The following is a 23,353-nucleotide window of genomic DNA, read 5'->3' as shown; positions in this document are numbered from 1 at the left end:
ACCCCATTTTTCGGACCAGTCCGCCATCGCTAGCATGCCGGGGACTTCTGTGGCACTTCACGCGCAAGCGGCAAAACAGCAGACAAGCCAAGAAGCGGAACGGCGGCGAGGCGACCAGGAGACGGTTTCGGAGCGCGGGCTTTCGCTGCGTACGACTCTGCTCATCCTGGCCCTGGTTCCCACCATCGCCATGATCGCCCTGTGGGCGACGAACTCGGCGCAGCTCTACGGCAACTGGAAGAGCATCAACGACCGCAACAACGCGGGCAAGCAGCTCGGGCAGCCGATCGCCACCGTCTTCTACCAGTTGCAGGCGGAGCGGCAGCTGAGCGCGGCGGCACTCGCCGACCCCGACGCCGATCCGTCGACGTTGGCGAAGCAGCGCAAGCTCACCGACCGGTCCGTCCAGAGCCTCGAAGCGCTGTCCGGCTCCGTGCCGTCCGGTCTCACCAAGAGTTTCCAGCGGCTCGGCCGGGGTCTGGAGCGACTGCCCGAGTACCGCAACGCGGTGGACAAGCGGGACGCCACCCAGGAGCAGATGCTCGACAGCTACACCGGTGTCATCGCCTCGGACATGCAGGTGTTCGAGGAGTTCACCAACGTCGGCATCGGCGAGGTCAACGTCCTCACCAGGCCGGTCCTCGACGCCCAGTGGGGTCAGGAGATGCTCTCGCGCGAGAACGCGATCTTCACCGCCGGAGCGGCGAGCGGTCACCTCACCAGTGCGCAGCGCTTCCAGCTCGCCGAGGTGATCGGCAGCCAGCAGCACATTTACGAGGACAAGGTCGTACCGCGGCTGCCCGGCACGTACGCCACGACGTACCAGCGTGTGCTGTCCGGTGCGGCCTGGAAGCAGAAGACCGGGATCGAGCAGAAGGCCCTGAACGCGGAGAGTCCCGGGGCGGACGGCGGGACCCCGGTGTCCGCACAGCTCGGCAAGGAGTGGCAGCGGAGCTACGGCGCGCTGACCCCCCAGTTGCTGCAGGCCAGTGGCGCCTACTCCGAGTACCTCGTCGACGCCACCCACGACAAACTCGGCGACATGATGACCGACCTGGTCGTCGACAGCACCGTGGGCGCCGCGGCCGTCCTGCTGGTGTTCCTGGTCTCGCTGCGGCTCACCGGAGTCCTGCGCCGCCGCATCCTCGGGCTCCGCTCCGCGGCGCTGGAGCTGCAGACCCGGCTGCCCGACATGGTGGAGCGGCTGCGGCAGGGCGAGACGGTCGACACGGACGCCGAACTGCCCGAGATCCGTTACGGCAACGACGAACTGGGCATGCTCGGCCAGGCGCTCAACCAGGCCCGCAGCAGTGCCCTGGAGACCGCCGTGCGGCAGGTCGAGCAGTACCGGGGCTTCGAGCGTCTGCTGCAACGCATCGCCAGGCGCACCCAGTTGCTGATCGGCATGCAGATGAAACGTCTCTCCACGATGCAGCGGCAGCACGAGGACCCCGAGGTCCTGGAGGGGCTCTTCGACGTCGACCACCTGGCCGCCCGGCTGCGGCGGTACGAGGAGAACCTGGTCATCCTCGGTGGCGGTCAGCCCCAGCGGCGCTGGCGCAATCCCGTGCTGCTGCTGGACCTGCTGCGCTCCGCGCAGGGCGAGGTGCAGGACTACCGGCGCATCCGGATCGACACCGAGGACGAGATCTGGCTGTCCGAGCGCGCGGTCGGTCCCATGGTGCACGTACTGGCCGAACTCATGGAGAACGCGGTGTCGTTCTCCAAGCCGCCGACTCCGGTGGAGGTGTCCGCGTCCCGGGTGGGCCGCGGGGTCGCGGTCGAGATCGAGGACCGCGGCATGGGCATGGACCCCGAGCAGTACGCCGAGGCCAACCGCCTGATGGCCGACCCGCCCCGGATGGACGTGATGTCCCGCGCCGACGACGCCCGCCTCGGCCTGTACGTCGTGGCCCGGCTCTCCGCCAACCTGGGGCTGAAGGTGGAGCTGCGGCCCTCGTCGTTCGGAGGCACCCGGGTGGTCGTCCTGGTGCCGGCAGAGCTGATCTCCGACGGAAGGCCGCGCACGGAGCCGTCGGACGGCGCCGTCCCGGCGCAACTCGCGAGCGTCGGCGCGCCCCGCTCCGCGCAGGACGGCGATGCCGGGGGTTCACGGCCGGAGCAGCAGCCTCAGCCGCACCTCCCCCCGCAGCCGCAGCCCGGCGGCCAGGAGGCGTCCACGCGCACGGTCACCAGCCCCAGGACCGACGCGCCGGCCCGCGCCACCGCCACGCCCCCGACGGCGAGTTCGGACCCGCTGCCCCGCCGGGTACGGCAGGCCAGTCTGGCCGCAGAACTCCGCGATCCTTCCTGTGTGTACGCTGAGACGCCGCTCGCCGAGACCTCGGATACGGAGACGGAGCCTTTGCCGCGCCGGATCTCGCCGCGCCGCTCCGGCGCCACGGTCGGCGCCTTCCAGCGCCAGTCCCGGATAGCCCGGCTCGGGCCCGACTCCGATCAACAGCCCACCCAACCCTCACCGCGCCACGACGGGGCCCGCAAGGAAGACGGACGATGACTCTGCGAACCACTGCCACCAACTCCGACCTCGACTGGCTGCTCGACCGCTTGGTCGACCAGGTTCCGGGCACCAGGAACGCCATCGTGCTGTCCGACGACGGCCTGGTGGTCAGCCAGTCCAGCAGTATCGACCGGGTCGACGCGGAACGCCTGGCCGCCATCGCCACCGGCCAGCAGAGCCTGGCCCGCGGAGTCGGTGAGGTCTTCGGCGGCGGCCCGGTCCATCAGGTCATCATCGAACTCCGTGACCTCTGGCTCTTCGTCAGCTCCGCCGGCCGGGGCACGCACCTGGCGGTCGTGGCGGACCAGGAGGTGGACGCCGAGGTGATGTCGGTGGCGATGCACACCCTCGTACAGCAGGTCGGGCAGCGCCTGGGCACCGAGGTCCGTGTGGCGCCGGACGATGCCGAGGGACCGGCGTCCCGCCGCTCCGGCGACGCCGAGAGTGGGGGAGGACGTGGGTGAGCCACTGGGCGGACGCGGCACCGGACGACGAGGACGCCGAACAGAGCTTCGTCAGGCCGTACACGATCACCCAGGGGCGCACGACCTCGGCCCGGAGCGACCTCACCCTCATCACCGTGATCGCGACCGTCGTCACGCCCGGTGAGGAGCCCTCGAACCGAGGCCTGCAACCCGAACACCGGCTGATCCTCCAGCAGTGCCACACCCCGGTGGCGCTCGCCGAGGTCGCCGCCGGGCTGAACCTGCCCGTGGCGGTGACGAAGATCCTTGTCTCCGACCTGATCACGCTCGGCAGGGTGACGGCCCGCGCACCGCTGGCCGTCACGGACGGCCAGGCACTGGACATGACACTTCTGCAGGCGGTGAAAGATGGCCTACTCAGACTCTGACGACCAGGTCGGGACAGACGCGACGCGCTCCACCGCGGCCCAGGCTCCGGCGGCGGTGAAGATACTCATCGCGGGCGGATTCGGCGTGGGCAAGACCACCATGGTCGGTGCCGTGAGCGAGGTCGTGCCCCTGAACACCGAGGAGCATCTGACGGTCGCGGGCGTCGACGTGGACGACATCGACGGGGTGGACCAGAAGGCCACCACGACGGTGGCCCTGGACTTCGGCCGGATCACCGTGAACTCCCAGCTCGTGCTGTACCTCTTCGGCACCCCCGGCCAGGAACGCTTCTGGTTCATGTGGAACGACCTGGTGCACGGGGCGCTCGGTGCCGTCGTCCTCGTCGACACCCGGCGGCTGAAGAGCAGTTTCGCGTCGATCGACTTCTTCGAGAGCCGTGGCATCCCGTTCGTCGTGGGCGTCAACTGCTTCGACGGACGCCAGGACCGCACCGAACCCGAGGTCCGCGAGGCACTCGACCTCGACCCGCACACCCCCATCGTCATGGGCGACCTCAGGCAGCGCCTGGCAAGCCGCGACCTGCTGCTGGCCCTGATCGAGCTCCTGATGACCGGCCCGGCCCCACTCCCGGCCAACCCGGCCGCCGCACTGCCGGGCACGGTCAGCACCATGTGACGCTCACGGTTCGCCCTCTCCTTCCCCGCGGACGCGGCGGCCGCTGGGGTCGGTCGGATGCCGGAGCGGGTCGTCGCGTAGCCGCCGTAGGGCGGCACCCGGTCGACCGTGGCCGCACCGCGGCGTGAGGGGGCCGCCGGACTCGGATCACTCCTCGTCGCGGTGGGTGAGGTGACCGTTGGTGAGCCGCCAGTAGTGGCGGTGCGGTGTCAGTTGCCAGGTCTCGTCGGCGGCGATCGCCTGCGTGATCCATTCGTGGAGTTGCGGGAGGGCATGCGCTCGTAGAACGGCGCGGGTGGCGGCACGTTCAGTGGCATCGACGGGATGGACGTCTATGCGGAAGCCGACCATGTCCGGGTGGATGCCGCGGCCGTAGTTGCGGGGGTTCGGAGCAACCCACTCCGCCCCCAGGACGATGGTCCCGCTGTCATGCCCGGTAAGGAACTCCAGGGCCGTGACGCGGGTCATGCAAGGGCCGAGACACTCGTTGATGTCGGTGGTGGTCAGTGGCCAGGCGCGGTGCCGGGGCAGTCTTCGATTTCGCGCGGACATGGCAGGCAGAATGGCAGAGAGCCACGGTCGGTTCTCACAGGTTTGTTCGGCGGCACGCACCGCGGCGACGTGGTCGCCGGTGGACATCGTGGTGCGGTACGGGCCGGTCGTCGTGGACGCGGTGCCGCGGGTGCCGTTCTGCTGGATGCCGTTCTGCTGGGTGCCGGCGAGTCACCTCAGCCGGTCGCTCGAAGTCGCCGACCGAGATGGGCCTTTGGCCGACGGCTGCTGCTCCGTCGCCGATTACGGCCCTGCCCGACGACAGCGGCCCGAGCCCCGATCACGACCTGTTCCTAGTCACAGAACCGAGACGAAACGCGCCAGGGGCGGTCTTGCACCCCTGGTCACATGGTCGCCGTACGGGACGGACCCGGGACCGTGGCCGGCAAGGACGAAGGAGACAACCCTGCGGGTAGGCATGTGCTTCCGCGAGCGATGTCTCCGCCCTGGCCGGGGTCGCCAAGGGCGTGGACGGCCGCTGGAAGGGCTTCGCGTTCGTCGAGAACGGCACAGCGCCCACCGCCACCCAGGGCCTGGACGGCCTGGCCGCGACGGTCGAGGGCTGCTGGTAGCACCGGCCACCGTGTCGCCGAAGCCGGCGCCCGGGCTGCGCCGCCCGTCACGGCTGGGCGTTCCAGAAGGCGCAGTGGTGGTGGGCCGCGGTGTGCGCCGGGCCGGTGTGGTCGGGGGCCAGGGACTGCACCGCGCCGGGCTGCCAGGGCCGCGGGTCCGCCTCGGGCGAGGACACGTGGTCCGGGTCGCCTGTTCGCGCGAAGCGGGACCAGTAGTCGATCATCAAGTCGGCCAGGCGGTGCTGGGCCGGGGTCATGGTCCGGGGACGGCCTCCCAGGTCGAACAGGTACGGGAGTTCGCTCGCGTGCGGTGCGCCGAGCGGGAACGGCGGGGTGCCCGGGGTCAGCGCAGGGGCGTGCTCGTCCGCGAACTCGTAGCGCCATACGGGGACTTGGGCGTCAAGCAGGGCGGCGGTGCGCAGGGTGGGGCAGGCGAAGTTGCTGTCGCCGATGACCGCTCCGAACACGGGGCCGCCGTCCGGTCCGGTGACCGGGTAGGCGCGGACGACCGCCGCCGCCCGAGCCGGGTCGGGGAAGAACGCGGCCACGGTGTCGGGCCAGGTCTTCGGGGTGACGGGATGGCCGGCCTGGATGATCCCGGCGGCCCAGCCGTTGCCCTCGTCGTGGTTGTTGCCGATCAGCACCGGTACGCGGTGGAAACGTCCCTGCGCGAGGGCCGTGCCGGGGTCGTACGGCAGGAGCGGTGTTCCGTAGGCGGGCTGTTGATCGACGTCCTGCGCGGCGAGCAGCCGGGAGACGCTCACGTGCCGCAGGCAGGCCAGTGTGTCGTGGGCGGTCCTGCAGCCCACCTCGGCCGCGAACCGTGCCCCGGCCGCCCGCACGGTGGGCAGCGGGGCCGCGGAAGGCGCGAAGGGACGCTCCGGCCGGCCGGTGCAGGGCCCGCTCTGGATGATCGCGCGGTCGAACAGGCCCGCGGCGGAGGGCGAGGCGAGCTGGGCGCAGACGCTGAAGCCGCCGGCCGACTCACCGGCCAGGGTGACGTTGCGGGCGTCACCGCCGAAGGCGCCGATGTTCGCCCGCACCCAGCGCAACGCCGCCTGCTGGTCGGCGAGTCCGAAGGTTCCGGAGCCGGGCAGTCCGCTGTGTCCGAGGAAACCCAGGGCGCCCAGGCGGTAGTTGACGGTGACCACCACGACGTCTCCGCGCACCGCCATCCGGTGGGCGTCGTAGGAACTGCCCGCACCGGTGGTGAACCCGCCTCCGTGCAGCCAGACGATCACGGGCTTCGGCGACCGGGGCGAAGTGTCGGCGGGCGCGGTCACGTTCAGACGGAGGCAGTCCTCGTCCGTGCTGCCGTCGGGCACCTCGCCGGCCTGCTGCGGGCACGCGCTGCCGGGCCGGGTCGCGTCCCGTACGCCCGTCCACGGGGACGCGGGCCGGGGCAGGGCCCAGCGCAGAGCACCGACCGGGGCAGCCGCGTAGGGGATGCCCTCGAAGGTGCGGTAACCGTCCTCGGCGCTGCCGCGCAGGGCGCCTTCGTGAGTCTCCACGACAGGGGCGGGTCGGAGCACCGTCTCCGTGGCCTGCGCCGGGACGACGGTCCAGGCGGCGGTCCAGGCCGCGGCCAGGCATGCCAAGGCCGCGGTCAGTCGTCGTACCTTCATTGTCTCCCCCAGTGCGGTGCGGTCCTGTTCCGGTGGTGGTTCAGCCGCCGCCCATGCCTCCCTGCGCGGCGACCATGGTCGTACGAAGTCCGCGGACGGCCTTCTCCAGACCGGGCGCGAGCGAGCCGAGGCGGCCGGTGAGGGCGTCGACGCGGGCCCGGTGGACACGGATGTCGCGGCGCGTGACGACCGAGGGGACGCCGCCCGCCGCGCACAGCGCCACCAGAGCGGCGTCGGCGACGGTGACGTCGGCGGCCGGGCCGGTGCCGTGCAGGACGGCCGAGACGTGGTCGGTGAGCGCCTTGACGGCCGCCGGGTCCGACACCGTGAGGCGCCGGGCGGAGAACCGGGTGGAGAACCGGGTGGAGAACCGGGTGGAGAACCGGCCCCTGCTCCCCCCGCGCTCGTCCACCGTGAGGAGTCCGCGCGCCGCGAGCCGGTCCTCGACAGCCTTCAGCGTCCGCGAGCGGTGCCGCCGGACCAGGTGCTTCCAGCCACGTGAGGAGCCGGCGGCCTCTTGCATGACCTCGTCCAGTACCGGGTCCCCGGTCGGCGGCCCCGATGCGGTCACCCGGACGACGTGGTCGCCGGTCTCCTCCAGACTTCCGCGCGACGCGAGCTCGACGAGGACGGCGGTCCGCACCAGGAACCCTGTCCTGCGGCGGTCGAAGGGGCCTCGGGCGGAGTCGTCGTAGGCGAGGAGGTACATGCGGTAGGGAAGTGTGTCGGTCACACCATCGACGCTAGGGCCGCCGCGGCCGTCGCTGATCGGCCCCGAGAACGGACTCGCGATAGGCGTGAAGGGGGAGTGCCCGGCCGGCTCCTCCTCAGGGATGACCCCACCGGGGTGAGGAGCCGGCCGGGCTCAGGGGCGACGCGGCCGGACGAGTCCGCAGTCGTAGGCCGCGACCACGGCCTGGACCCGGTCCCTCAGCCCCAGCTTGCGCAGGACCGCGGAGACGTGGTTCTTGACGGTGGCCTCCGACAGGGCCAGTTCCCGGGCGATCTCGGCGTTGGACAACGCCTGCCCGACCAGCGTGAGCACTTCGGTCTCCCGCTGCGACAGACTCTCCAGACCCTCCGGGGGGCGTACGCGGGGCGCGGTGCGCAGCAGCTTGTCCAGCATGCGGCGGGTGACGCTCGGTGCCAGCGGCAGGTCGCCGCGTGCCGTGCCCCGGATGGCGTCGACCAGGTCGGTGGGCCGGATGTCCTTGAGCAGGAACCCGCAGGCTCCCGCCCGCAGCGCCGCCAGGACGTGTTCGTCGAGATCCCACGTGGTCAGCACCAGGACCCGGGCCGTACCGCCGTCGGCCACGATCTGCCGGGTCGCCTCGATGCCGTCCAGGACCGGCATCCGTACGTCCATCAGCACCACGTCGGGCCGCGTCCGGCGCACCAGCCGTACCGCCTGGTCTCCGTCGGACGCCTCGCCGACGACCTCGAGGTCGTCCCGGGCATCGATGATCATGCGGAACCCCGTACGGACCAGGGCCTGGTCGTCGGCCACCACGACACGGATCGTCACGACGAGCCCTCCTTCGGCGGGCTCGCGCCCTCTGTGGGCAGTGTCGCGCGCACGCTCCATCCGCCGCCGTCGAGCGGACCGGCCCGGAAGCTGCCGCCGAGCAGCGCCGCGCGTTCCCGCATCCCGGTGAGACCGTGCCCCGAACCCGCCACCACGGCGGGCCGCGCCCGCGGCCGGCCGTTGTCGACCACCTCGATGTCCACCGCCGCCGCACCGAGGCGTACCGACACCCGCACCTCGTCGGCGTCGGCGGCATGGCGCAGGGTGTTGGTGAGCGCCTCCTGGATGATCCGGTAGGCCGTGAGGTCCACAGCCGTCGGCGGCACGGCCGGGGACGCGCCACCGGCGGGAACATCCTCGGGGCCATCCCGCCGTACGACGACCGACAGCCCGGCCGCGCGCGCCGCGCCCACCAACTCGTCCAACCGGGCCAGCCCCACCTGCCCCTGGTCGGCCCCGTCCTCCTGTGCGACTCGTTCGTCTTGTTCGTCGTCCCGGAACGCCCGCAGCAGCCACCGCAGTTCGGTCAGGGCCGAGCGTCCCACGGCGTCGATGTCCCGCAGCGCCTGCCGGGCCTGTTCGGGACGGGCCGCGAAGCCGTCCTCGGCGGCGCTCGCCTGAATCACCATCACGGACACGGTGTGCGCGACCACGTCGTGCACTTCGCGCGCGATGCGGGCACGCTCCTCCGCCACCGCCCGCCGCGTCTCGGCCGCCGCCCTGGCCCGCCGCGTCTGGTACAGCTCCCCGGTGGTCCAGGCCAGAGCCACGGCCAGCAGATAGAGCGGCAGACCGAGCCGGCCGCCGGCCAGGAGCGCCAGTGGCGCGGGTGCGCACATCACCGTCACGCCCCACAGGGAGATCCGCCTGGGCCGCGTCGCCGCCAGCGCGCACAGCGCGACCTGCGCGGCGAGCAACGCGCCGGTCAGACTCACCGCGGGAAACAGCGCCCACACCGCGAGACCCGTCGTCATCGTCAGGCCGAGCACGGCAGCCGGACTGCGCACGACCCGCCACAACGCACAGACCTGGACCACGACCAGGCCCGACGCCACCCCGAGACGCCAGCCCGAACCGGCCCCCACCACGGCCGGCGCCGAGCCGAGCGCACTCACCACCAGCCCACCCGACGCACACCACAGCAGACGCCGTCCCGGATCCCGACTCACGTACCCACCGTAGCGACGGCGGCCGGAAGCAGTTCGCCACTCGGTTCACGGGCCCGGGCCCGGACCCGGCAGAGTCCGCCGGCTCCCCTACCGCAGGTGCCGGGCCACGTGATCGGCGATCGTCCGGAGGAGCCGTGCGTCGTGGTCGACGCCGGGCTGGTTCGGGAGGGTGGGCAAGAGGGTGTGCGGGCCACCGGGACCCGGTGCGCGGCCAGGGCGGCGAGCAGGGCCCGGCGGCCGTCCGGGTCGGCGCGGGTCTCGGTCCGCTGGACGATGGTCGTGGGCGCTGTCCCTCCAGGAGGCGAAACCGGCATCGCCCGGCGCCACGCGGGAGCACTCTCCCAAGCCGGCGGTGCAGCGCTCCACCGGTCGGGCGTGCGCGGGCGCGTGCAGCCGTTTCGCTCCGGCGAGGCGTGGAACCGCAGCACCCACCTGCGCGCGGCGCGCCTTCGTCGCGGGCTCAGTCGAGGGCGGCGAGATGGTCGGCGTCGCCGCCTCGCCATTCGATGAGGAAGATGGTCGCGTCGTCGCTCGTGGTGCCGCCACGTTCCTGTTTCAGGGCGTGGGAGAGGGCACGCACCACCGCCCGTACCTCGGTGCGTTCGCGGAGGATCCGGTTGGTCCACTCGACGAGCTGCTCCTCACCGAACTGTTCCCCGCCAGTCTTGTGCTCCTCGATCAGGCCGTCGGTGAAGCACAGCAGCCGGTCCCCGGGGTGCAGTATCCGCTCGCTGACCACCGGCTCCTGGCCGCCGAAGCCGACCGGCAACGTGGTCGGGCTGTCCAGCCGGTCCACCACCGCGCGGTCCCGGATCAGGAAGGGAGCCGGGTGGCCCGCGTTGACCCAACGCAGCCGGCCTGTGGCGATGTCCAGAACCATCATCTGCGCGGTCACGAAGTGGTCGGGGCCGAACTGGGCGTCGATGGCCCTGTCCATGAACGCGTACACCTGGGACAGATCCGTGTCGGCCCGTCGCGTGTGGCGGTAGGCGCCGATGGCCACCGTCGCCATCGTCGCGGCATCCAGCCCGTGGCCCATCGCGTCGATCATGGCCACGTGCAGGAGGCTGCCATTGAGGGCGTAGTCGAAGCTGTCTCCGGCCACGTCGTAGGCGGGCTCCAGGATTCCGGCCACCTCCACCTGGGGAACGGTCATCGACAGTGGGGGAAGCAACGACCACTGGATCTCCGCGGCCACGCTCATCGGGGCGCTCCGGCGGGCCTGGAAGAACAGGTCGGTGTAGGCGTCCTTGGTGACGATCATGTCCGCGACCAGACCCGCGAGTCTGCGGAGCAGTCGCCGGTCGTCGTCATCGGCCCTGTCCAGGGTGACGGCCATCACCCCGATCTGGTCGCTGCCGTCCAGCAGCGGCAGATACATCCGCACACTGCCGTCCTGTGACACCTCCACCGTTCTGCGGCTCAGGAACGCCTCGCCGGCGGGCGAGTCCTCGACCGTCTCGGGGCCGCCGACCCTCAGCCTCCGGCCCGGCAGCGGCACCAGCATCACCTGTTCGTAGTCCTGCAGGAGAATGGAGACCTCCCGCCCCCCGACCCTGGCCACCTCTTCCGCGACGAGGGGGGCGATCAACTCCGGCGGCATCTCATGGGCCCGGTCCAGCAGCACACCCAGCAGACGTTCGCCGAACCCCTCCGACCGGTCCACCCCGATCCTGCCCGGGTTGTGCCCACCGTCCGTCATCGCTGCTTGCTTCCCTTCCCTCCGGGGCGCGATCTCCCTGGGGAACCCACGGGGCGGCGTGTCCACGCAGTGTTCGCAAGGCGGCCCGGTGCCCCGGCCTCGTCGAACCGCAGCCGGTGCGGGGCGGTGACGGCCGGAACGGCGCCGGCGCCTGCAACGCCCGACCACCTGTCCCGACTCACGGCGCCCCGACGCAACACGCACCCCGCCCTCTCGGATCCATCCGGCAGTCAGCGGCGATCAGCGTGGCACGACGCTGTCGACCGGCCCAGGTTTGCATCGCCGACCGGTCCGACTAGCCGATTACGCCATGGGCGGCATGTCGGCCAACTACCCGTCGCCACAGAACGCCGGGGCGAAGGGGACATGGGCACTCCGGTGAGCGGGGCCGGCCCGGAACACCGGTCTGATCGAACCGGGCCGACGGTGGCCACAGTCCGCTTCCGACGGCGCGTCGGCCGTCCTCCAACGACCCCGGCGTATACACACCGGGGTCGCCCTTCCAGGCCGGTCGCACGTGAGAGTGTGCCGACCCGCTTTCACCCTATGCCTGATACGCATTTCGGGCATCAGGGGTTTCATGCTCCGCTCGGGAGGCGCTGGGAGTGGGACGTATGACCAGGTCCCTTTCCAAGCGGTACGCCGCCTGGAGCCACCGTGCGAGGACGTCGCCCTCGTCAACGGCCGTCGTCTGTCTCCGTCTGGTGATCAGTCGCGGTCGCCGGACAGCGTCTGGGGACTGGGCCCGTCCAAGGCAGCCCGTCCGCAGGAGGAGCGCAGGGGGCGGTTCCTCCGCCGACGCGACGGTCCGTTCGGCCTGTCAGAGGAGTAGCCTGGAATTACCGAGGATATTTCGCGCACCGGCTACCACGCTCGTGTCGTTTTCGGCGATCGAATAGGCCGGGCCGGTCGCGGTCGGCCCGGGGCAGGGTTCGCGTCATGACTGCGACCATTTCCTTCTCGCCGACACTCGAAGACCGGCTGTCGCCGTCCGCTCCTCCGTCGTCCGCTCCCTCGTCGTCCCCGCTCCGCCTGTCGCTGGCTCCCGCCGGCGCCATGCCGGCTCTCCTGGACGGCGCATGGTGGCCCCGCTCCCGTGATCTCGGAGCGGAACTCCCCGCCCTGACCGCCGTGCTGGATCCGCTGTGGGGGCGGATCACCCGGGTCACGGTGAATCCCACCCACTGGCCGGTCGTTCCACGCAAGGTGCCCGTCGCCGGGCATGTGGTCAAGGTCGGCTGGTTCCTGGCCGAGCAGGACCCGCACGAACTGCTGCTGCTCTCCTACCGCGTGGGCCGGTGGAACCTGCTGGTGATACCGCCGCAGACGGATCAGGTCTCGGCCACCTGGCTGATGGCCGCCGCGAGCGACCCGCTGGGTACGTCGACCGCGAGCCGGTTGATGGAGGAGGCGGCGCGTCTGCGGACGGTGTCCGAGACCGACCGGGCCGTGGAGGCGGCCTGGGACTCCGAGGGCGGACACGGGGCCCGTGATCCGGCCGCACTGCCTCGACCTCGGATCCCGGCAGTCATGGCCACGGGCAGAGACCGGTCCGCCGCACCTGCCGCGGCCTCCATTCGGCCGTCGGGGACGTGAGGACCGCGGACACCTTCATGACCCTTGCCGTCGTCATGGCGGTGATCGCGCTGGGCGTGCTCCTCATCCACCTGCTCGACCGGCGGCACAGCGACGGCATCGCCGCCTTCCACCACAGCCACTCCCGGGCGACCCTGCGAGGACGCCGCACCCGGAGGCGAGTGGAGTGAATCCCCGTGTTTCCCCCTGAGGCCTCTGGCGGACACCAGGGGGAGCCGGTACTCCCCGGCACCGCGGGTCCTGCGGATGGGGACAACGCCCAAGCGCACAGGGACGTTGACGGCGCGTGGTGGCCACGGTCACGCCACCTCGAGAGTGCGGCCAGGACCACTTCCTGTTCCTGGTGATCCCTTCGCAGACGGGTCCTCCGCCGCTCACGCCGCGATGGCCATGGCCCCGCGGGACGAAAGCGGCGCCTCGGCCAGGCGGATCCTCACCACCACCGGCGTCACCCCCGTCGGCCGGACGCGTGTACCGGCCGGCACTCCCGGCCCTCAGCCCATCCGATCGCACAGCGCGGTCCGTCGCCGGAGGCCGATATCAGGACCGGTTCATCAACCCGGTTCGCCGCATCGGGAGTTCCTTCCGTCCCTCACCGCGCACGACCACCCGCACCCGCACCCCATACGTCCGAACAGAGGATCCATGCCCCTCCCACAACTGAACGTCCACCGGCACGACCGCGACACCCGCGCTCTGATCACCCTCGCGGGAGAGATCGACCTCGCCACGGCACCGCAGGTGAGCGAGGCGCTGGCCGAGTGCCTGAGCGACGGCATCCGCAGCATCGACGTCGACCTCACGGCGGTCACCTTCTGCGACGCCAGCGGACTCAACGCCTTCCTCACGGCATTCCGGCTGGTCACGGACGCCGGTATGACCCTGCGACTGCGCTACCCGTCGCAGGCCGTGGCCCGTGTCATCGAGATCACCGGCTCCGGATTCCTGCTTCACCCGGTACTCACCGGTCGCGCACGATCGCGCCGGATTCCGGTCACCGCGGGCGGTGCGCTGTGACGGCCACGCCCCGGCGGGATCGGCCGCCACAAGGCGACGGAGACACACCGCGCGCCATCGACGCGCTACGCCTGCGCCGGCTGAACCGCTGGCAGGCCGAGACCCTCAAGGAGGACCTGGCCGATCTGTACGTGGAGTCCTCCCGGGCGCGGCCCGGCGAGGAGTACCGGGACCGGGAGGCGTTTCTACGGCGGCTGACCGGCGCCATCAGGCAGCCCGGCTTCGCCGTGCTGGTCGCGGAGAACACGGCCTTCGCCGCGTGTGCCTACGGATTCCCGCTACGGCGCGAGGGGACGTGGTGGCGGGGGTTCGACGGGCCCCTGCCACGGAGCGTCGAACAACTCACCGCGTCCGGACACGTCTTCGCGATCACCGAGACCCTGGTGCACCCTCACACGGATGCCCCGGGCCTCGCCCGCCGCCTCCAGAAACGTCTGCTCGCCGACCATCACGCCTCGCTCGGGGCGACGTTGGTGGATCAGGCCGACTCTGCGGCCTGCGACGCCTTCCTGTCGTGGGGCTGGCAGGACATCGGGGCGGTCCGTCGACCGCCGGACCGTTCCGGTCTCCGGCCTCTCCGGCCGTCGGACGCCGTGGTGCTCCGGGCCCTGGTGCTTCCCTTCGGGCTCGGGCCGCGTGCGGCGGCCCACCCGGACGGGCTGGCTCACGAAAACCGCACCCAACGGCCCGACTGAAGCCGACGCTGATCACGTCCGCCGAACAAGCCCCTGCTGTCCGTGTGCGGATCAGCGGGCGATCGAGATCGCGAAGGGGGCGAATCCGCTGGACCGGATCACGTGCGGTACGAACAGGATCGCGGCCTCGGCAGCCCGCGCGGTCTCGATCCCGCCCAGGTCCGTGATCCACTCCTGGTGCCAGCCCAGGTCCACGAGAAGCCCGCGGACGATCTGCTTGGCCTCCGGGTCCTTGCCGGAGAGGAACGCGGTTGGCGTCTGGGTGAGCGTGGCGGGCGCCGTCATCACCGAGTGAAGCATCGTGTTGAGCGTCTTGACGACGCGCGTCTCGGGGAGCGCCTCCTGGAGTTGCTCCGCGAGGCTTGAGCCGGGGTAGAGCAGGTCGGCGGGCAGTCCGTCCGGTCCGTCGACGGTGGCGTTGGAGACGTCCACGAGGATCTTGCCCCGCAGCTCCGTGCGCAGTGCGACGAGCCGCTCCAAAGAGCCCGCGCCCGGCGTGGCGTTGATGACGATCTGTGCCGTGCGGACGGCATCGGCGGCGGCGCCCGGCGAGCGGTCCGCCACGGTCACCTCGTGCCCGGCCCGGGTGAGGGCGGTGGCCAGACCGCCGCCGACGCGGCCGCCGCCGAGAACGGTGATGTCGCTCATGCTGAACCGGTCCTCCTGGTCTTTCTGTTTCTCGCGAGTGGTCAAGGGTGAGTGGTGAGGGGTCAGCGGGAGAGCGTGGCGACCGCATCGGCGTGCACGCCGGTTGCCGCCGCCAGGAAGCTCTCGCTCTCCGGGGTCCAGGGGCGGCCCTCGGCGTCGGAGATCCGTCCGCCGGCCTCCGCGACGAGCAACGCCCCGGGAAGCAGGTCCGCGCGGGCCCCGGCGAACTGCCAGAAGGCGTCGATCCGGCCTGCGGCCACGTTCAGCAGGTGCAGGGTGGCGGGCACGGATGTCCGCACCACGAGCGCGTCGAGGAGCATCTCGGTGATCGAGGAGCCGACGCGCCGTACGACCTTCTCGTCCTCGTCCGGCCTTGCCTGGCTCGTGGCCACGATGCCCAGGCCGAGGTCCGTGGTCCGGGACACGTGCAGCGGCCGATCGTCGAGGTGGGCGCCGGCGCCGGTGAGCGCGGTGTAGGTCTCGCCGGTCAACGGCAGGTGGACCGCGGTGAGCACCGGCTGGTTCTCGCGCACAAGGGTGGCGGTCACCGCCCACTCCGGCAGGGCGTGCAGGTGGTTGACGTTGCCTTCGGCCGGGTCCACGACCCACCATTCGCCGGACGGCAGAGCACCGCCCGCCAGTTCGTCCTCCACCCAGCGGGCGTCCGGGCGCAGGGCTGTGAGGCGGGGGCGCAGGATGCCGAGAGCCGTGTCGTCGTTCGCGGCGAGCGCGCGCATCAGCTCTTCGCGGCTCTGGTAGCGGACCACGTCGCCGAAGCGCTCCCGCAGCGCCGAGCCCGCAGCGCGTACGGCGATCGCGGTCTGTGCGAGCAGGTCGGCGTCGGAGGTGGCCGCGGAGTCGGCGGCTGCGGTACTACCGGTGTTCTGGATCGACTCGGGCATGGCGGTACTCCCGTCTGAGCAAGGGCGATTGAGGCGAGGCCAACCGGGCGAGAACCGGGTTCTTCGGCGCCCGCATCTCGAAGGTAGGAGCGACCATCGTTAACTTCAAGTGCATGTAAAGCACGGCTAGGATGACTCCCATGCAATTGGATCTGAATCTGCTCGCCGCGCTGGACGCTCTCCTGGAGGAAGGCAGCGTGGCCGGCGCCGCCGACCGCCTGCACGTCACCGCCCCCGCGATGAGCCGTAGCCTCGGCCGGATCCGCCGCACGACGGGGGATCAGATCCTGGTGCGCACAGGGCGCACGATGACCCCGACGCCGTACGCGATCGCCGTCCGGGAACAGGTGCACGACCTGCTCCAGCAGGTCCGGGGCGTGCTGGCGCCGAGCCGTGAACTCGACCTCGCGACGCTCGAGCGCACCTGCACCCTCCGCTGGCACGACGCGCTCGTCGCCCTCAGCGGCCCCGCGCTTCTCGCTGCCGTGCGTGAGCAGGCGCCGGGTGTGCGGCTGCGCTTCATCGCGGAATCGAGCATCGACACACCCGAGTTGCGCCGCGGCGAGGTCGACCTCGCCGCGAACGCGGACCGCCCGGCCGCACCCGAGATCCGCGCCGACCGGGTGGCCGAGATCCAGTACGTCATCGTCGTACGGCGGGGCCACCCGCTCACCCGCGTCAAGGACGTCACCGCCGCGCGGTACGCCGCGGCCGAGCACATCACCGTCTCGCGGCGCGGAAGGCTCGGCAACGTTCTCGACGACGCTCTCGCGCGGCTGGACCTCACCCGACGTGTGGTGGCGACCGCGCCCACCGAAAGAGCCGCGTTCGACTTCGTGCGAGGCTCCGACCTCCTCGTCACAGCCCCCGAATCCACGGCGCGTTCGGCCGCCGCGGATCTCGGCCTGGTCCTGCTCCCGCTCCCCCTCGAACTGCCACCGGCCCCGGTGTACCTGTCATGGCATCAGCGCTATGACACCGACCCCGCACACATCTGGCTACGCGATCTGGCACGGACCGCGCTGACCAGCGCGATGACGCGATGACGCGATGAGAGGACAGCACCAGTGTCAACGTGCCGTCTAGGGGTACGCGGGCCGCGACGCCCTGGCGGCCGCGGCCCGCGCCTTCTGCGCCTTCGTCCTGGAACACCCCGGCCGGTACGCCGCGACGATCGGCGCGGAACCGTCCGGCCCGGACGATCCGATCGCCACCGCGGGTCAGCGGCTGCTCGGCGCGTTCATGGCGGTCCTGCGTGGCTACGAGCTCCCGGAGTCCGACGTGGACCACGCCCTGCGCACGCTCCGCAGCCTCTGCCACGGCTTCGCGACGTTGCAGGCGGACAACGGCTTCCAGTGGAGCGCCGACATCGACGAGAGCTTCGAGTGGCTGATCGCCTTCGCCGGCCGAGGCCTGCGCGCCAGGTGAGAGAGGCCACCGCCCTCGACGAGCGCCACATTTCCGGTGCCGTGGTCCTGCTCCGCCAGACCGACGCACACCGCGTTCCGACCTGGTCGATGGGCCCGTCGTCGGTGTAGATGCGCTGGACGGGGTATTCGCCGCCGGAGGCGACGTTCCGGCGGGCGAGGTCGACGGCCAGGGTCAGCCCTGCCGCGCCGGTCCCACAGATGATCACGTCGGCGTCGGCGTCGGCGTCGGCGTCGGCGTCGGCGTCGGCGTCGGCGTCAGTGGTGTGTGACATGGTTCTACGCTCCTTCGGTAACTCCGGTACGAACTGCATGGCGGTCTCGCCGGCGTCAGGGCACCAGGACGGTGCGCACGCCCGGGACCTCGGGCGCGGTCCACGCGCTTTCGACGTCGGCGAGGGGTACTGCCTTGGCGGCGACCGTGAGACCTCCGGCCTCGATCTCGTCGACGAGGGACGGCAGTTCCTCCAGGTACGTCCTCGTCGACACGGCTCCCTGGCCGTTGCCCTGGAGCCGGAAGTTCGCCGAGCGCAGCGCGACCGAGGGCAGTTCGACGGTGGGGCCGGCCATGGCGCCGATCTGGATCCAGTTCAGGGCGCGGCTGCGGTCGGCGCGGGCCTGGAGCAGTGCCATGATCGCGTCGCCGGCGGGCCTGCCCCACAGGTAGTCGATGACCAGGTCGACCTCGGCGGCTTCCTCGGCCAGGGCCGCGGCGGTGGCGTCGGCGTCGTCGGTGAGCGCGACGGTCGCGTCCGCGCCGATTCCCGGCAGGGCCGCCAGCCGGGCCTGGTCGCGGCCGGCGCCGACGACCCGGCCCGCACCGAGGCGCTTGGCGACCTGGACGGCCATCTGGCCGGCGTTGCCGGTGGCGCCGAGGATCAGCACCGACTGGCCGGCCTCGATCGGGACGCGGCGGCGCAGCGCCACCCAGGACGACATGGCCGGGTTCATCGCCGCGGCGATCTTCACGACGTCCGCGCCGTCGGGCAGCGGGATGCTGCGGCGGCTGTCGATGACGGTCCGGGTGGCCATCGGGCCGACGAGTTCGTCGTCGGCGACGAAGTACACCAGGCGGCCGTCCGCGCGCCGGCCGACTCCGTCGACGCCGGGCACCATCGGCAGCTTGCCGCTGCTGGTGTAGTGGCTGCCCGACGCGCCGGTGCGCACGCGGGGGTGCAGGCCCACCGCGAGGACGTCGACGAGTGCCTGGTCCTCGTCGGTCGGGGCGGGCAGGTCGAAGGGCTCATAGCGGGGCGGGTTGCCGAACGAGCTGACGACGGCGGCGTGGATGTCCATGGAGGCTCTCCTCAGATTTGGTACGCGGAACGAAGGATTTAGTAGGCGCCACGAACAATTTAGTACGTGACGCAAATCAAAGTAGTAGGTGCCACGTACCTTTGCAAGTAGAATCGGGGTATGACGTCACCCCAGGACATGCCGCCCCCGCCCGCGCCGTCGCCGCCGGACGAGGATTTCGGGCTGGTCGACGCCCTGGCCCAGCTGTCGTTCCTGGTACAGAGCGCCCTGGCCGAGATCGCAGGGCGCCACGACCTGTCGGTCGTCCAGACCCGGATGCTCGGGATACTGCGGGACCGGGAGCCGACCATGAACCAGCTCGGCCGACACCTCGGCCTCGACAAGTCCTCGATCACCGGCCTGGTCGACCGCGCACAGCGCCGCGGTCTGGTCACCCGCACCGCCAGCACCGTCGACCGCCGCTCGTTCCAGGTATCGATCACCGACGCCGGCCGGCATCTCGGCGAACAGGTCGCTGCCCAGTTCGCCGAGCAGATCGAGAGGTCTGTCGCACCACTGCCCGAAACCGACCGGCGACTGCTGTCACGGTTGGCGACCCGGATCGTGACCGCCGACGCCCATGGCCGAGGCATCGACCTGCGCACCACACCCCGCTGACCGGAACCCGTCAGACCGAGCTGCGCGGCACCGTCACCACGTGCTTGCCCACGACGCCGCCGCGCTCGAACGCCTGGTGCGCCGCGGCGATGTCCGCAAGCGGATAGACACGGTCGATCACCGGGCGCAGCGCCCCTGACGTGGCGAGGTCGGCCACGTCGCGCAGCACGGGGGTTTCGGGGTTGGCGCTGAAGGTGCGGATGCGGCGGGAACCGTGCACGCTCGAGGCGGCGATCGCGGCCAGGGCCGACGCGGACAGTCCCACGGTGACCATCCGGCCGCCCTCGGCCAACCGGCCCCGGTAGCAGTGCAGTTCCGAGCCGACGGTGTCGACGATGACGTCGAACGGCCCTATCCGGTCCGAGGTGGTGGAGCCGTAGTCCAGGACCTCGTCGGCGCCGAGGTCGGTGAGGAGCTCGGCGTGGCGGTCGCGGGCCAGCGCGGTCACATGGCCGCCCATGGCGTGCGCCAGCTGCACGGCGGCCGTGCCGACTCCGCCGGCCGCGCCCCGGACCAGCACCCGCTCCCCCGCCTTGATGTGCACGCTGTCGCGCAGCGCGATCAGCGCCGTGGAACCCGCGACCACCAGGGAGGCCGCCTCGACCGACGAGAGGTCCGCCGGGGCATGCGCGATACGGCCCGCGGCGACCACGACGTACTCGGCCGCCCCGGCGACGGCGTGCCGCTGCCGGGGATGCACCATGCCCCACACCCGGTCCCCGACCCGGTAGCCCTCGGCACCGGCGCCGGTCGCGGCGACGGTGCCCGCGAAGTCCAGCCCCACACCGATCGGGAACCGGCGCCCCGACACCATCTTCAACTCCCCCGCCCGGACGATCACATCGTGCCCGTTCACACTGGACGCCTCGACCGCCACCAGCACCTCACCCGCACCGGGAACGGGACGATCCACCTCATTGACCCGCAGGACGTCCGCCGTACCGAAACCCGTGATCTGAACGGCCTTCATGTCGCTGTTCCTTCCGTGGCCCGCTGTGTGGTCGATCCGATGCTGGACCCCGCACGCGACATCACGGTCGTTCTCCTTTTCCTGGGTCCGGCAGACCCACCCTCGCGGGCCGCACCGACGGCATACTGACGCGGTGACCGACTCCTCCCACGCCATGAGCGACGATCCCCGACGCGAACTCGCGGAGTTCCTGCGCACCCGTCGAACTCGGCTGCGACCGGAGGACGTCGGTCTGGAACCCGGCCCGAGACGGCGCGTCGCGGGCCTACGGCGCGAGGAACTGGCCCTGCTGGCGGGAGTGAGTTCGGACTACTACCAGCGCATGGAGCAGGGACGCGACGTACGCCCCTCCGAACAGGTCCTCGACGCCCTCGCGCGCGCCCTCGACTTCTCCGCCGAGGAGACCCGCCACCTGCACAGCCTCGCCGCCGCCGCACGCACCCCGGCCCGCCCGTCGCGTTCGTACGAGCCGGAGGAGGTACCGGACACCACGCTACGACTGCTGCACGGCATGACCGCGCCCGCTCTGGTCGTCGGCCGTTTCCTGGACGTGCTCGCCTGGAACCCGCTCGGCGGTGCCCTGCTGGGGGAGTTCACCCGGCAGCCCCAGCGGGAGCGGAACCTGCTGGCACTGTTTCTGCACCCCGAGGCCGACCGGGCGTGCCCGAACCGGGCGGCCACCGTCGCGGAGCTGATCGGGATGCTGCGCACGCAGGTCGCCGCCGATCCGGGCCATCCGCGTGCCGTCGAACTGGTGGGTGAACTCGCCGTCCGCAGCGACGAGTTCGCCGCCCTGTGGGCCCTCCACGACGTGGCGGAACCGACCCGCGGCCAGATGCGCCTCAACCACCCCCAGGCCGGTGAACTGAACCTGGACTGGGACGCCTACCCGATACCGGGCAACCCCGGCCCCGCACTCATGGTCTGCACCGCCGCCGAAGGCAGCCCCGACGCCGAGCGACTCCAACAGCTCGCCGACCTGCTGGGCACCCCCTGACCCACCACGGCATCCGATCCAGCGCGGGCCGAGCGCCACAGTGAACACGCTCCGCTCTCGGCTCAGCCGGCCCGCGTGTCCGGCTCGGGGAGCGCTTCGCGAGTGCAGAACCATCCGGGAGCGACGACAGCCAAGTGGGGCAGTGATCTGAACGTCGGCTGCACCATGTGATCGCAGCGCGGCGGTGGGGCTCGCCTACCCGAACCGCGGCACCGGTGCACAGCCCTCCTGATGCCCGACCTTGAGGTGGGCACGGTGAGGGCTGGGTGCGCCGGACGGGCGGGAACCGGCCCGGCTCCATCCCGTCGCTCCCACGACAGCCGACGCTGTCGTCACCCCGACCGCGGGACTTCCGGCCCGTACTCTCGCGTGGCCACCACGAGGCCCTCCGGGTGGCCCGCGCCCACGCGATCAGCTGGAACCGGAGCTGCCGGCCGCCTCGTCCGCGGCACGACGGTACTCGGCGTTGATGCGCTGAGCCTCCTCGAGCTGGTCCTCGAGGATGACGATGCGGCAGGCGGCCTCGATCGGGGTGCCCCTGTCGACGAGCTCACGGGCGCGAGCGGCGATCCGCAGTTGGTAGCGGGAGTACCGGCGATGCCCACCCTCCGAGCGGAGCGGAGTGATCAGACGAGCCTCGCCGATGGCTCGAAGGAAGCCCGGGGTGGTGCCGAGCATCTCGGCTGCCCGGCCCATCGTGTAGGCGGGGTAGTCGTCGTCGTCCAGAAAATCACTAAGAGGGTTGTCCGCTGTCATGTCACCTCGCTGTGCAGCAACGCGTCGAGGGGCCTTGGTGCCGTACGGCACCAAGGCCCCGAAGGAAATTCAACACCATCTGTCGGCCCTACTGCTGTGCCGACCTTCTGTTTCCGCTACCCGGCCGGCAGAGGGCGGGGTAGCGGGGGGATCGCAGCTGCTTGACCGGGGACCACCATCCATTCCGGGGTCTTGCGGTACCCGGGCCGAGCGCTTCTCGGGCCGGGCGATCCTGATGGCGTGTCTGCTCCTCCGTTCCTCTCTGAACCAACCACTGGATGAATCGGCACTGCGGTACTGCTGCGGCAGCTCCTCGACATGCGAGCCGCCCAGTGCGGCTCCCAGCGCCGTCGCCGTTCTGGGAAACCTTGGCTTCGAGGCTCGAGAGCCGCACTGACCTGCGAACTTCGTGTACAGCTACCCGCCAGTTCGTTTCTGCCGGGTCTCGTTCGACCGCGTTCTATGACAGGAAGCATAACCACGCCGAGAGGCAATGTCTACTCTGGCAAGAGTAGATTTCACCCCCATGGCAGAGGAGGAATCCTGCCACCTGCGACGATGCCCTCCCCCATCCGTCGTCGCGCGCGGCGCCACGACGGATGGGGGCCCCTCGCCGCTCGGTCAAGAACCGCCCTCCCGCCGTCCGCGAAGCTTGTTCACCCCCCGGCGGGGCAGCCCCGAGACAGGCAGCTGAATAGGATCTGCTCTCATGTCGAACCCTGATGAACTGCTTGTCGCTCTCTCCGCCGCGGTGGAGTCCGAGCGAAGCAATCAGATGTCGCTGACCGTGGTCGTCGGCGGCGCCGTCATCACCGGCCGGCTGGCTCCCGAGGCCGTGTGGAGGGAGCGAGTGGCGGAGGTCCTGAAGGAATCGGACCGTCTCGGCCCGTTCTCCGACGTCTTCACCGGCGGCCCGCGAGGGGAACGTCCCGGCCGCGGCGGAGATCCCACGCATCTGCACTTCCATCTCGCGCGGATCCTGCAGGGCACCCTCGGTATCCCGGAGACGGGCGGCATGTACCGAGTCGCGATCAAGGACGTCAGCGCATGGACCGTGGGTGATTTCAGCTACTTCGACCGGTGAGACGCCGTCCCCGCCCCGCTGCTCGGCCAAGAGTCTCCGAGCGGACGAGGACACAGCGGTGGGGGGGGGGGGGGGGGGGGGGGGGGGGGGGGGACAGGGGGGGGGGGGGGGGGGGGGGGGGGGGGGGGAAAGAAGAGGAGAGGATCGGGCGGGCGGGGGTGCTCCAACCAGCACGAGTCTGTCTAGCGCTC

At 71.3% G+C, this 23,353-nt stretch carries 23 protein-coding genes and 1 pseudogene; 13 read left to right on the top strand and 11 right to left on the bottom strand.

Translation table 11 applies throughout. The features are described 5' to 3' along the window. The first annotated feature begins 190 nt into the window (after positions 1-190). Genes ACZ5K7_RS39980 through ACZ5K7_RS39965 form a run of 4 tightly spaced genes read left to right on the top strand, consistent with a single transcriptional unit; the run spans position 191 to position 4,011 of the window. Entirely contained in the window at positions 191-2,518 is a 2,328-nt protein-coding gene (locus ACZ5K7_RS39980; RefSeq protein ID WP_468921930.1) for a sensor histidine kinase, read from the top strand. Next, on the top strand, positions 2,515-2,985 hold the full coding sequence (locus tag ACZ5K7_RS39975) for a roadblock/LC7 domain-containing protein (RefSeq protein ID WP_468921927.1): 471 nt from the start codon (positions 2,515-2,517) through the stop codon (positions 2,983-2,985). Before ACZ5K7_RS39980 ends, ACZ5K7_RS39975 begins: the two co-directional genes overlap by 4 nt. Continuing rightward, positions 2,982-3,374: a DUF742 domain-containing protein gene (locus ACZ5K7_RS39970; RefSeq protein WP_351709529.1), complete on the top strand. Its 393-nt coding sequence runs from the start codon at positions 2,982-2,984 to the stop codon at positions 3,372-3,374. Before ACZ5K7_RS39975 ends, ACZ5K7_RS39970 begins: the two co-directional genes overlap by 4 nt. Then, positions 3,355-4,011: a GTP-binding protein gene (locus tag ACZ5K7_RS39965; RefSeq protein ID WP_468921924.1), complete on the top strand. Its 657-nt coding sequence runs from the start codon at positions 3,355-3,357 to the stop codon at positions 4,009-4,011. Before ACZ5K7_RS39970 ends, ACZ5K7_RS39965 begins: the two co-directional genes overlap by 20 nt. A 147-nt stretch (positions 4,012-4,158) precedes the next feature. Here ACZ5K7_RS39965 and ACZ5K7_RS39960 read toward each other — a convergent pair whose 3' ends face one another. The 6 genes from ACZ5K7_RS39960 to ACZ5K7_RS39935 all read right to left on the bottom strand — a co-directional run bounded on the left by ACZ5K7_RS39960 (position 4,159) and on the right by ACZ5K7_RS39935 (position 11,156). Further along, positions 4,159-4,650: a hypothetical protein gene (locus tag ACZ5K7_RS39960; RefSeq protein ID WP_468921921.1), complete on the bottom strand. Its 492-nt coding sequence runs from the start codon at positions 4,648-4,650 to the stop codon at positions 4,159-4,161. Between the two features lie 532 nt (positions 4,651-5,182). Continuing rightward, positions 5,183-6,760: a carboxylesterase/lipase family protein gene (locus ACZ5K7_RS39955; RefSeq protein ID WP_468921919.1), complete on the bottom strand. Its 1,578-nt coding sequence runs from the start codon at positions 6,758-6,760 to the stop codon at positions 5,183-5,185. A gap of 40 nt (positions 6,761-6,800) precedes the next feature. Next, the gene (locus ACZ5K7_RS39950; protein WP_468921916.1) at positions 6,801-7,493 is read right to left on the bottom strand and encodes a GOLPH3/VPS74 family protein; all 693 of its coding nucleotides are present in this window, start codon (positions 7,491-7,493) and stop codon (positions 6,801-6,803) included. A gap of 132 nt (positions 7,494-7,625) precedes the next feature. Then, on the bottom strand, positions 7,626-8,285 hold the full coding sequence (locus tag ACZ5K7_RS39945) for a response regulator transcription factor (protein WP_351709517.1): 660 nt from the start codon (positions 8,283-8,285) through the stop codon (positions 7,626-7,628). Continuing rightward, positions 8,282-9,454, bottom strand: a complete 1,173-nt coding sequence (locus ACZ5K7_RS39940; protein WP_468921912.1) for a sensor histidine kinase — start codon at positions 9,452-9,454, stop codon at positions 8,282-8,284. Before ACZ5K7_RS39940 ends, ACZ5K7_RS39945 begins: the two co-directional genes overlap by 4 nt. Before the next feature lie 460 nt (positions 9,455-9,914). Then, a complete protein-coding gene (locus tag ACZ5K7_RS39935) occupies positions 9,915-11,156 on the bottom strand; it encodes a PP2C family protein-serine/threonine phosphatase (protein ID WP_468921909.1) in 1,242 nt (413 codons plus the stop codon). 939 nt (positions 11,157-12,095) lie between these two features. Between ACZ5K7_RS39935 and ACZ5K7_RS39930 the strand changes: the two genes are divergently transcribed. From ACZ5K7_RS39930 to ACZ5K7_RS39915, 4 genes are all read left to right on the top strand, one after another. Further along, complete coding sequence (locus ACZ5K7_RS39930) at positions 12,096-12,752, top strand: DUF5994 family protein (protein ID WP_468921906.1); 657 nt, start codon at positions 12,096-12,098, stop codon at positions 12,750-12,752. Positions 12,753-12,769: 17 nt separating this feature from the next. Continuing rightward, a complete protein-coding gene (locus tag ACZ5K7_RS39925; protein ID WP_351709505.1) occupies positions 12,770-12,922 on the top strand; it encodes a hypothetical protein in 153 nt (50 codons plus the stop codon). 475 nt (positions 12,923-13,397) lie between these two features. After that, positions 13,398-13,769: an STAS domain-containing protein gene (locus ACZ5K7_RS39920; protein ID WP_351709502.1), complete on the top strand. Its 372-nt coding sequence runs from the start codon at positions 13,398-13,400 to the stop codon at positions 13,767-13,769. Beyond that, a complete protein-coding gene (locus tag ACZ5K7_RS39915; RefSeq protein WP_468921902.1) occupies positions 13,766-14,464 on the top strand; it encodes a hypothetical protein in 699 nt (232 codons plus the stop codon). Before ACZ5K7_RS39920 ends, ACZ5K7_RS39915 begins: the two co-directional genes overlap by 4 nt. 51 nt (positions 14,465-14,515) lie before the next feature. Here the strand turns inward: ACZ5K7_RS39915 and ACZ5K7_RS39910 are convergent, their stop codons facing one another. Continuing rightward, positions 14,516-15,112: an NADPH-dependent F420 reductase gene (locus tag ACZ5K7_RS39910; RefSeq protein WP_351709496.1), complete on the bottom strand. Its 597-nt coding sequence runs from the start codon at positions 15,110-15,112 to the stop codon at positions 14,516-14,518. Positions 15,113-15,174: 62 nt separating this feature from the next. Then, positions 15,175-16,014 (bottom strand): 3'(2'),5'-bisphosphate nucleotidase CysQ, encoded by an 840-nt coding sequence (locus tag ACZ5K7_RS39905; RefSeq protein WP_468921898.1) that lies wholly within the window; start codon positions 16,012-16,014, stop codon positions 15,175-15,177. 140 nt (positions 16,015-16,154) lie between these two features. Between ACZ5K7_RS39905 and ACZ5K7_RS39900 the strand changes: the two genes are divergently transcribed. Both ACZ5K7_RS39900 and ACZ5K7_RS39895 read left to right on the top strand, forming a co-directional pair. Continuing rightward, positions 16,155-17,060: a LysR family transcriptional regulator gene (locus ACZ5K7_RS39900; RefSeq protein WP_468921895.1), complete on the top strand. Its 906-nt coding sequence runs from the start codon at positions 16,155-16,157 to the stop codon at positions 17,058-17,060. Between the two features lie 40 nt (positions 17,061-17,100). Beyond that, a pseudogene (locus ACZ5K7_RS39895) lies at positions 17,101-17,442 on the top strand (TetR-like C-terminal domain-containing protein); the annotation flags it as partial. Positions 17,443-17,771: 329 nt separating this feature from the next. Here ACZ5K7_RS39895 and ACZ5K7_RS39890 read toward each other — a convergent pair. Beyond that, positions 17,772-18,737, bottom strand: coding sequence for a zinc-binding dehydrogenase (locus ACZ5K7_RS39890; protein WP_468921892.1), 966 nt, complete (start codon positions 18,735-18,737; stop codon positions 17,772-17,774). Positions 18,738-18,857: 120 nt separating this feature from the next. On the opposite strand from ACZ5K7_RS39890, the gene ACZ5K7_RS39885 reads away from it, so the two are divergent. Next, positions 18,858-19,355, top strand: a complete 498-nt coding sequence (locus tag ACZ5K7_RS39885; RefSeq protein ID WP_468921890.1) for a MarR family winged helix-turn-helix transcriptional regulator — start codon at positions 18,858-18,860, stop codon at positions 19,353-19,355. A 10-nt stretch (positions 19,356-19,365) separates the two neighbouring features. Here ACZ5K7_RS39885 and ACZ5K7_RS39880 read toward each other — a convergent pair whose 3' ends face one another. Then, positions 19,366-20,325 (bottom strand): NADP-dependent oxidoreductase, encoded by a 960-nt coding sequence (locus ACZ5K7_RS39880; protein WP_468921887.1) that lies wholly within the window; start codon positions 20,323-20,325, stop codon positions 19,366-19,368. A gap of 154 nt (positions 20,326-20,479) precedes the next feature. Here ACZ5K7_RS39880 and ACZ5K7_RS39875 point away from each other — a divergent pair, with 154 nt between their 5' ends. Beyond that, on the top strand, positions 20,480-21,322 hold the full coding sequence (locus tag ACZ5K7_RS39875; protein WP_468922092.1) for a helix-turn-helix transcriptional regulator: 843 nt from the start codon (positions 20,480-20,482) through the stop codon (positions 21,320-21,322). A gap of 411 nt (positions 21,323-21,733) precedes the next feature. On the opposite strand, the gene ACZ5K7_RS39870 is transcribed toward ACZ5K7_RS39875, so the two are convergent. Continuing rightward, a complete protein-coding gene (locus ACZ5K7_RS39870) occupies positions 21,734-22,078 on the bottom strand; it encodes a helix-turn-helix domain-containing protein (protein WP_059130428.1) in 345 nt (114 codons plus the stop codon). Positions 22,079-22,787: 709 nt separating this feature from the next. On the opposite strand from ACZ5K7_RS39870, the gene ACZ5K7_RS39865 reads away from it, so the two are divergent. Then, complete coding sequence (locus ACZ5K7_RS39865; protein ID WP_351709476.1) at positions 22,788-23,162, top strand: hypothetical protein; 375 nt, start codon at positions 22,788-22,790, stop codon at positions 23,160-23,162. Positions 23,163-23,353 lie beyond the last annotated feature (191 nt).

This window comes from Streptomyces sp. NPDC031497, from assembly GCF_055580905.1.
Note: the sequence above shows the minus strand (reverse complement) of the source record. Positions and strands in the feature narration are given on the sequence as shown.

Bases quoted from the DNA above. Each gene is read 5' to 3' on its own strand.
- ACZ5K7_RS39955 (WP_468921919.1), bottom strand. From the start codon at position 6,760: ATGAAGGTACGACGACTGACCGCGGCCTTGGCATGCCTGGCCGCGGCC.
- ACZ5K7_RS39880 (WP_468921887.1), bottom strand. From the start codon at position 20,325: ATGAAGGCCGTTCAGATCACGGGTTTCGGTACGGCGGACGTCCTGCGG.
- ACZ5K7_RS39980 (WP_468921930.1), top strand. From the start codon at position 191: ATGATCGCCCTGTGGGCGACGAACTCGGCGCAGCTCTACGGCAACTGG.
- ACZ5K7_RS39965 (WP_468921924.1), top strand. From the start codon at position 3,355: ATGGCCTACTCAGACTCTGACGACCAGGTCGGGACAGACGCGACGCGC.
- ACZ5K7_RS39910 (WP_351709496.1), bottom strand. From the start codon at position 15,112: ATGAGCGACATCACCGTTCTCGGCGGCGGCCGCGTCGGCGGCGGTCTG.
- ACZ5K7_RS39885 (WP_468921890.1), top strand. From the start codon at position 18,858: ATGACGTCACCCCAGGACATGCCGCCCCCGCCCGCGCCGTCGCCGCCG.
- ACZ5K7_RS39875 (WP_468922092.1), top strand. From the start codon at position 20,480: ATGAGCGACGATCCCCGACGCGAACTCGCGGAGTTCCTGCGCACCCGT.
- ACZ5K7_RS39925 (WP_351709505.1), top strand. From the start codon at position 12,770: ATGACCCTTGCCGTCGTCATGGCGGTGATCGCGCTGGGCGTGCTCCTC.
- ACZ5K7_RS39935 (WP_468921909.1), bottom strand. From the start codon at position 11,156: ATGACGGACGGTGGGCACAACCCGGGCAGGATCGGGGTGGACCGGTCG.
- ACZ5K7_RS39870 (WP_059130428.1), bottom strand. From the start codon at position 22,078: ATGACAGCGGACAACCCTCTTAGTGATTTTCTGGACGACGACGACTAC.
- ACZ5K7_RS39900 (WP_468921895.1), top strand. From the start codon at position 16,155: ATGCAATTGGATCTGAATCTGCTCGCCGCGCTGGACGCTCTCCTGGAG.
- ACZ5K7_RS39905 (WP_468921898.1), bottom strand. From the start codon at position 16,014: ATGCCCGAGTCGATCCAGAACACCGGTAGTACCGCAGCCGCCGACTCC.
- ACZ5K7_RS39865 (WP_351709476.1), top strand. From the start codon at position 22,788: ATGTCGAACCCTGATGAACTGCTTGTCGCTCTCTCCGCCGCGGTGGAG.
- ACZ5K7_RS39960 (WP_468921921.1), bottom strand. From the start codon at position 4,650: ATGTCCACCGGCGACCACGTCGCCGCGGTGCGTGCCGCCGAACAAACC.
- ACZ5K7_RS39890 (WP_468921892.1), bottom strand. From the start codon at position 18,737: ATGGACATCCACGCCGCCGTCGTCAGCTCGTTCGGCAACCCGCCCCGC.
- ACZ5K7_RS39920 (WP_351709502.1), top strand. From the start codon at position 13,398: ATGCCCCTCCCACAACTGAACGTCCACCGGCACGACCGCGACACCCGC.
- ACZ5K7_RS39975 (WP_468921927.1), top strand. From the start codon at position 2,515: ATGACTCTGCGAACCACTGCCACCAACTCCGACCTCGACTGGCTGCTC.
- ACZ5K7_RS39930 (WP_468921906.1), top strand. From the start codon at position 12,096: ATGACTGCGACCATTTCCTTCTCGCCGACACTCGAAGACCGGCTGTCG.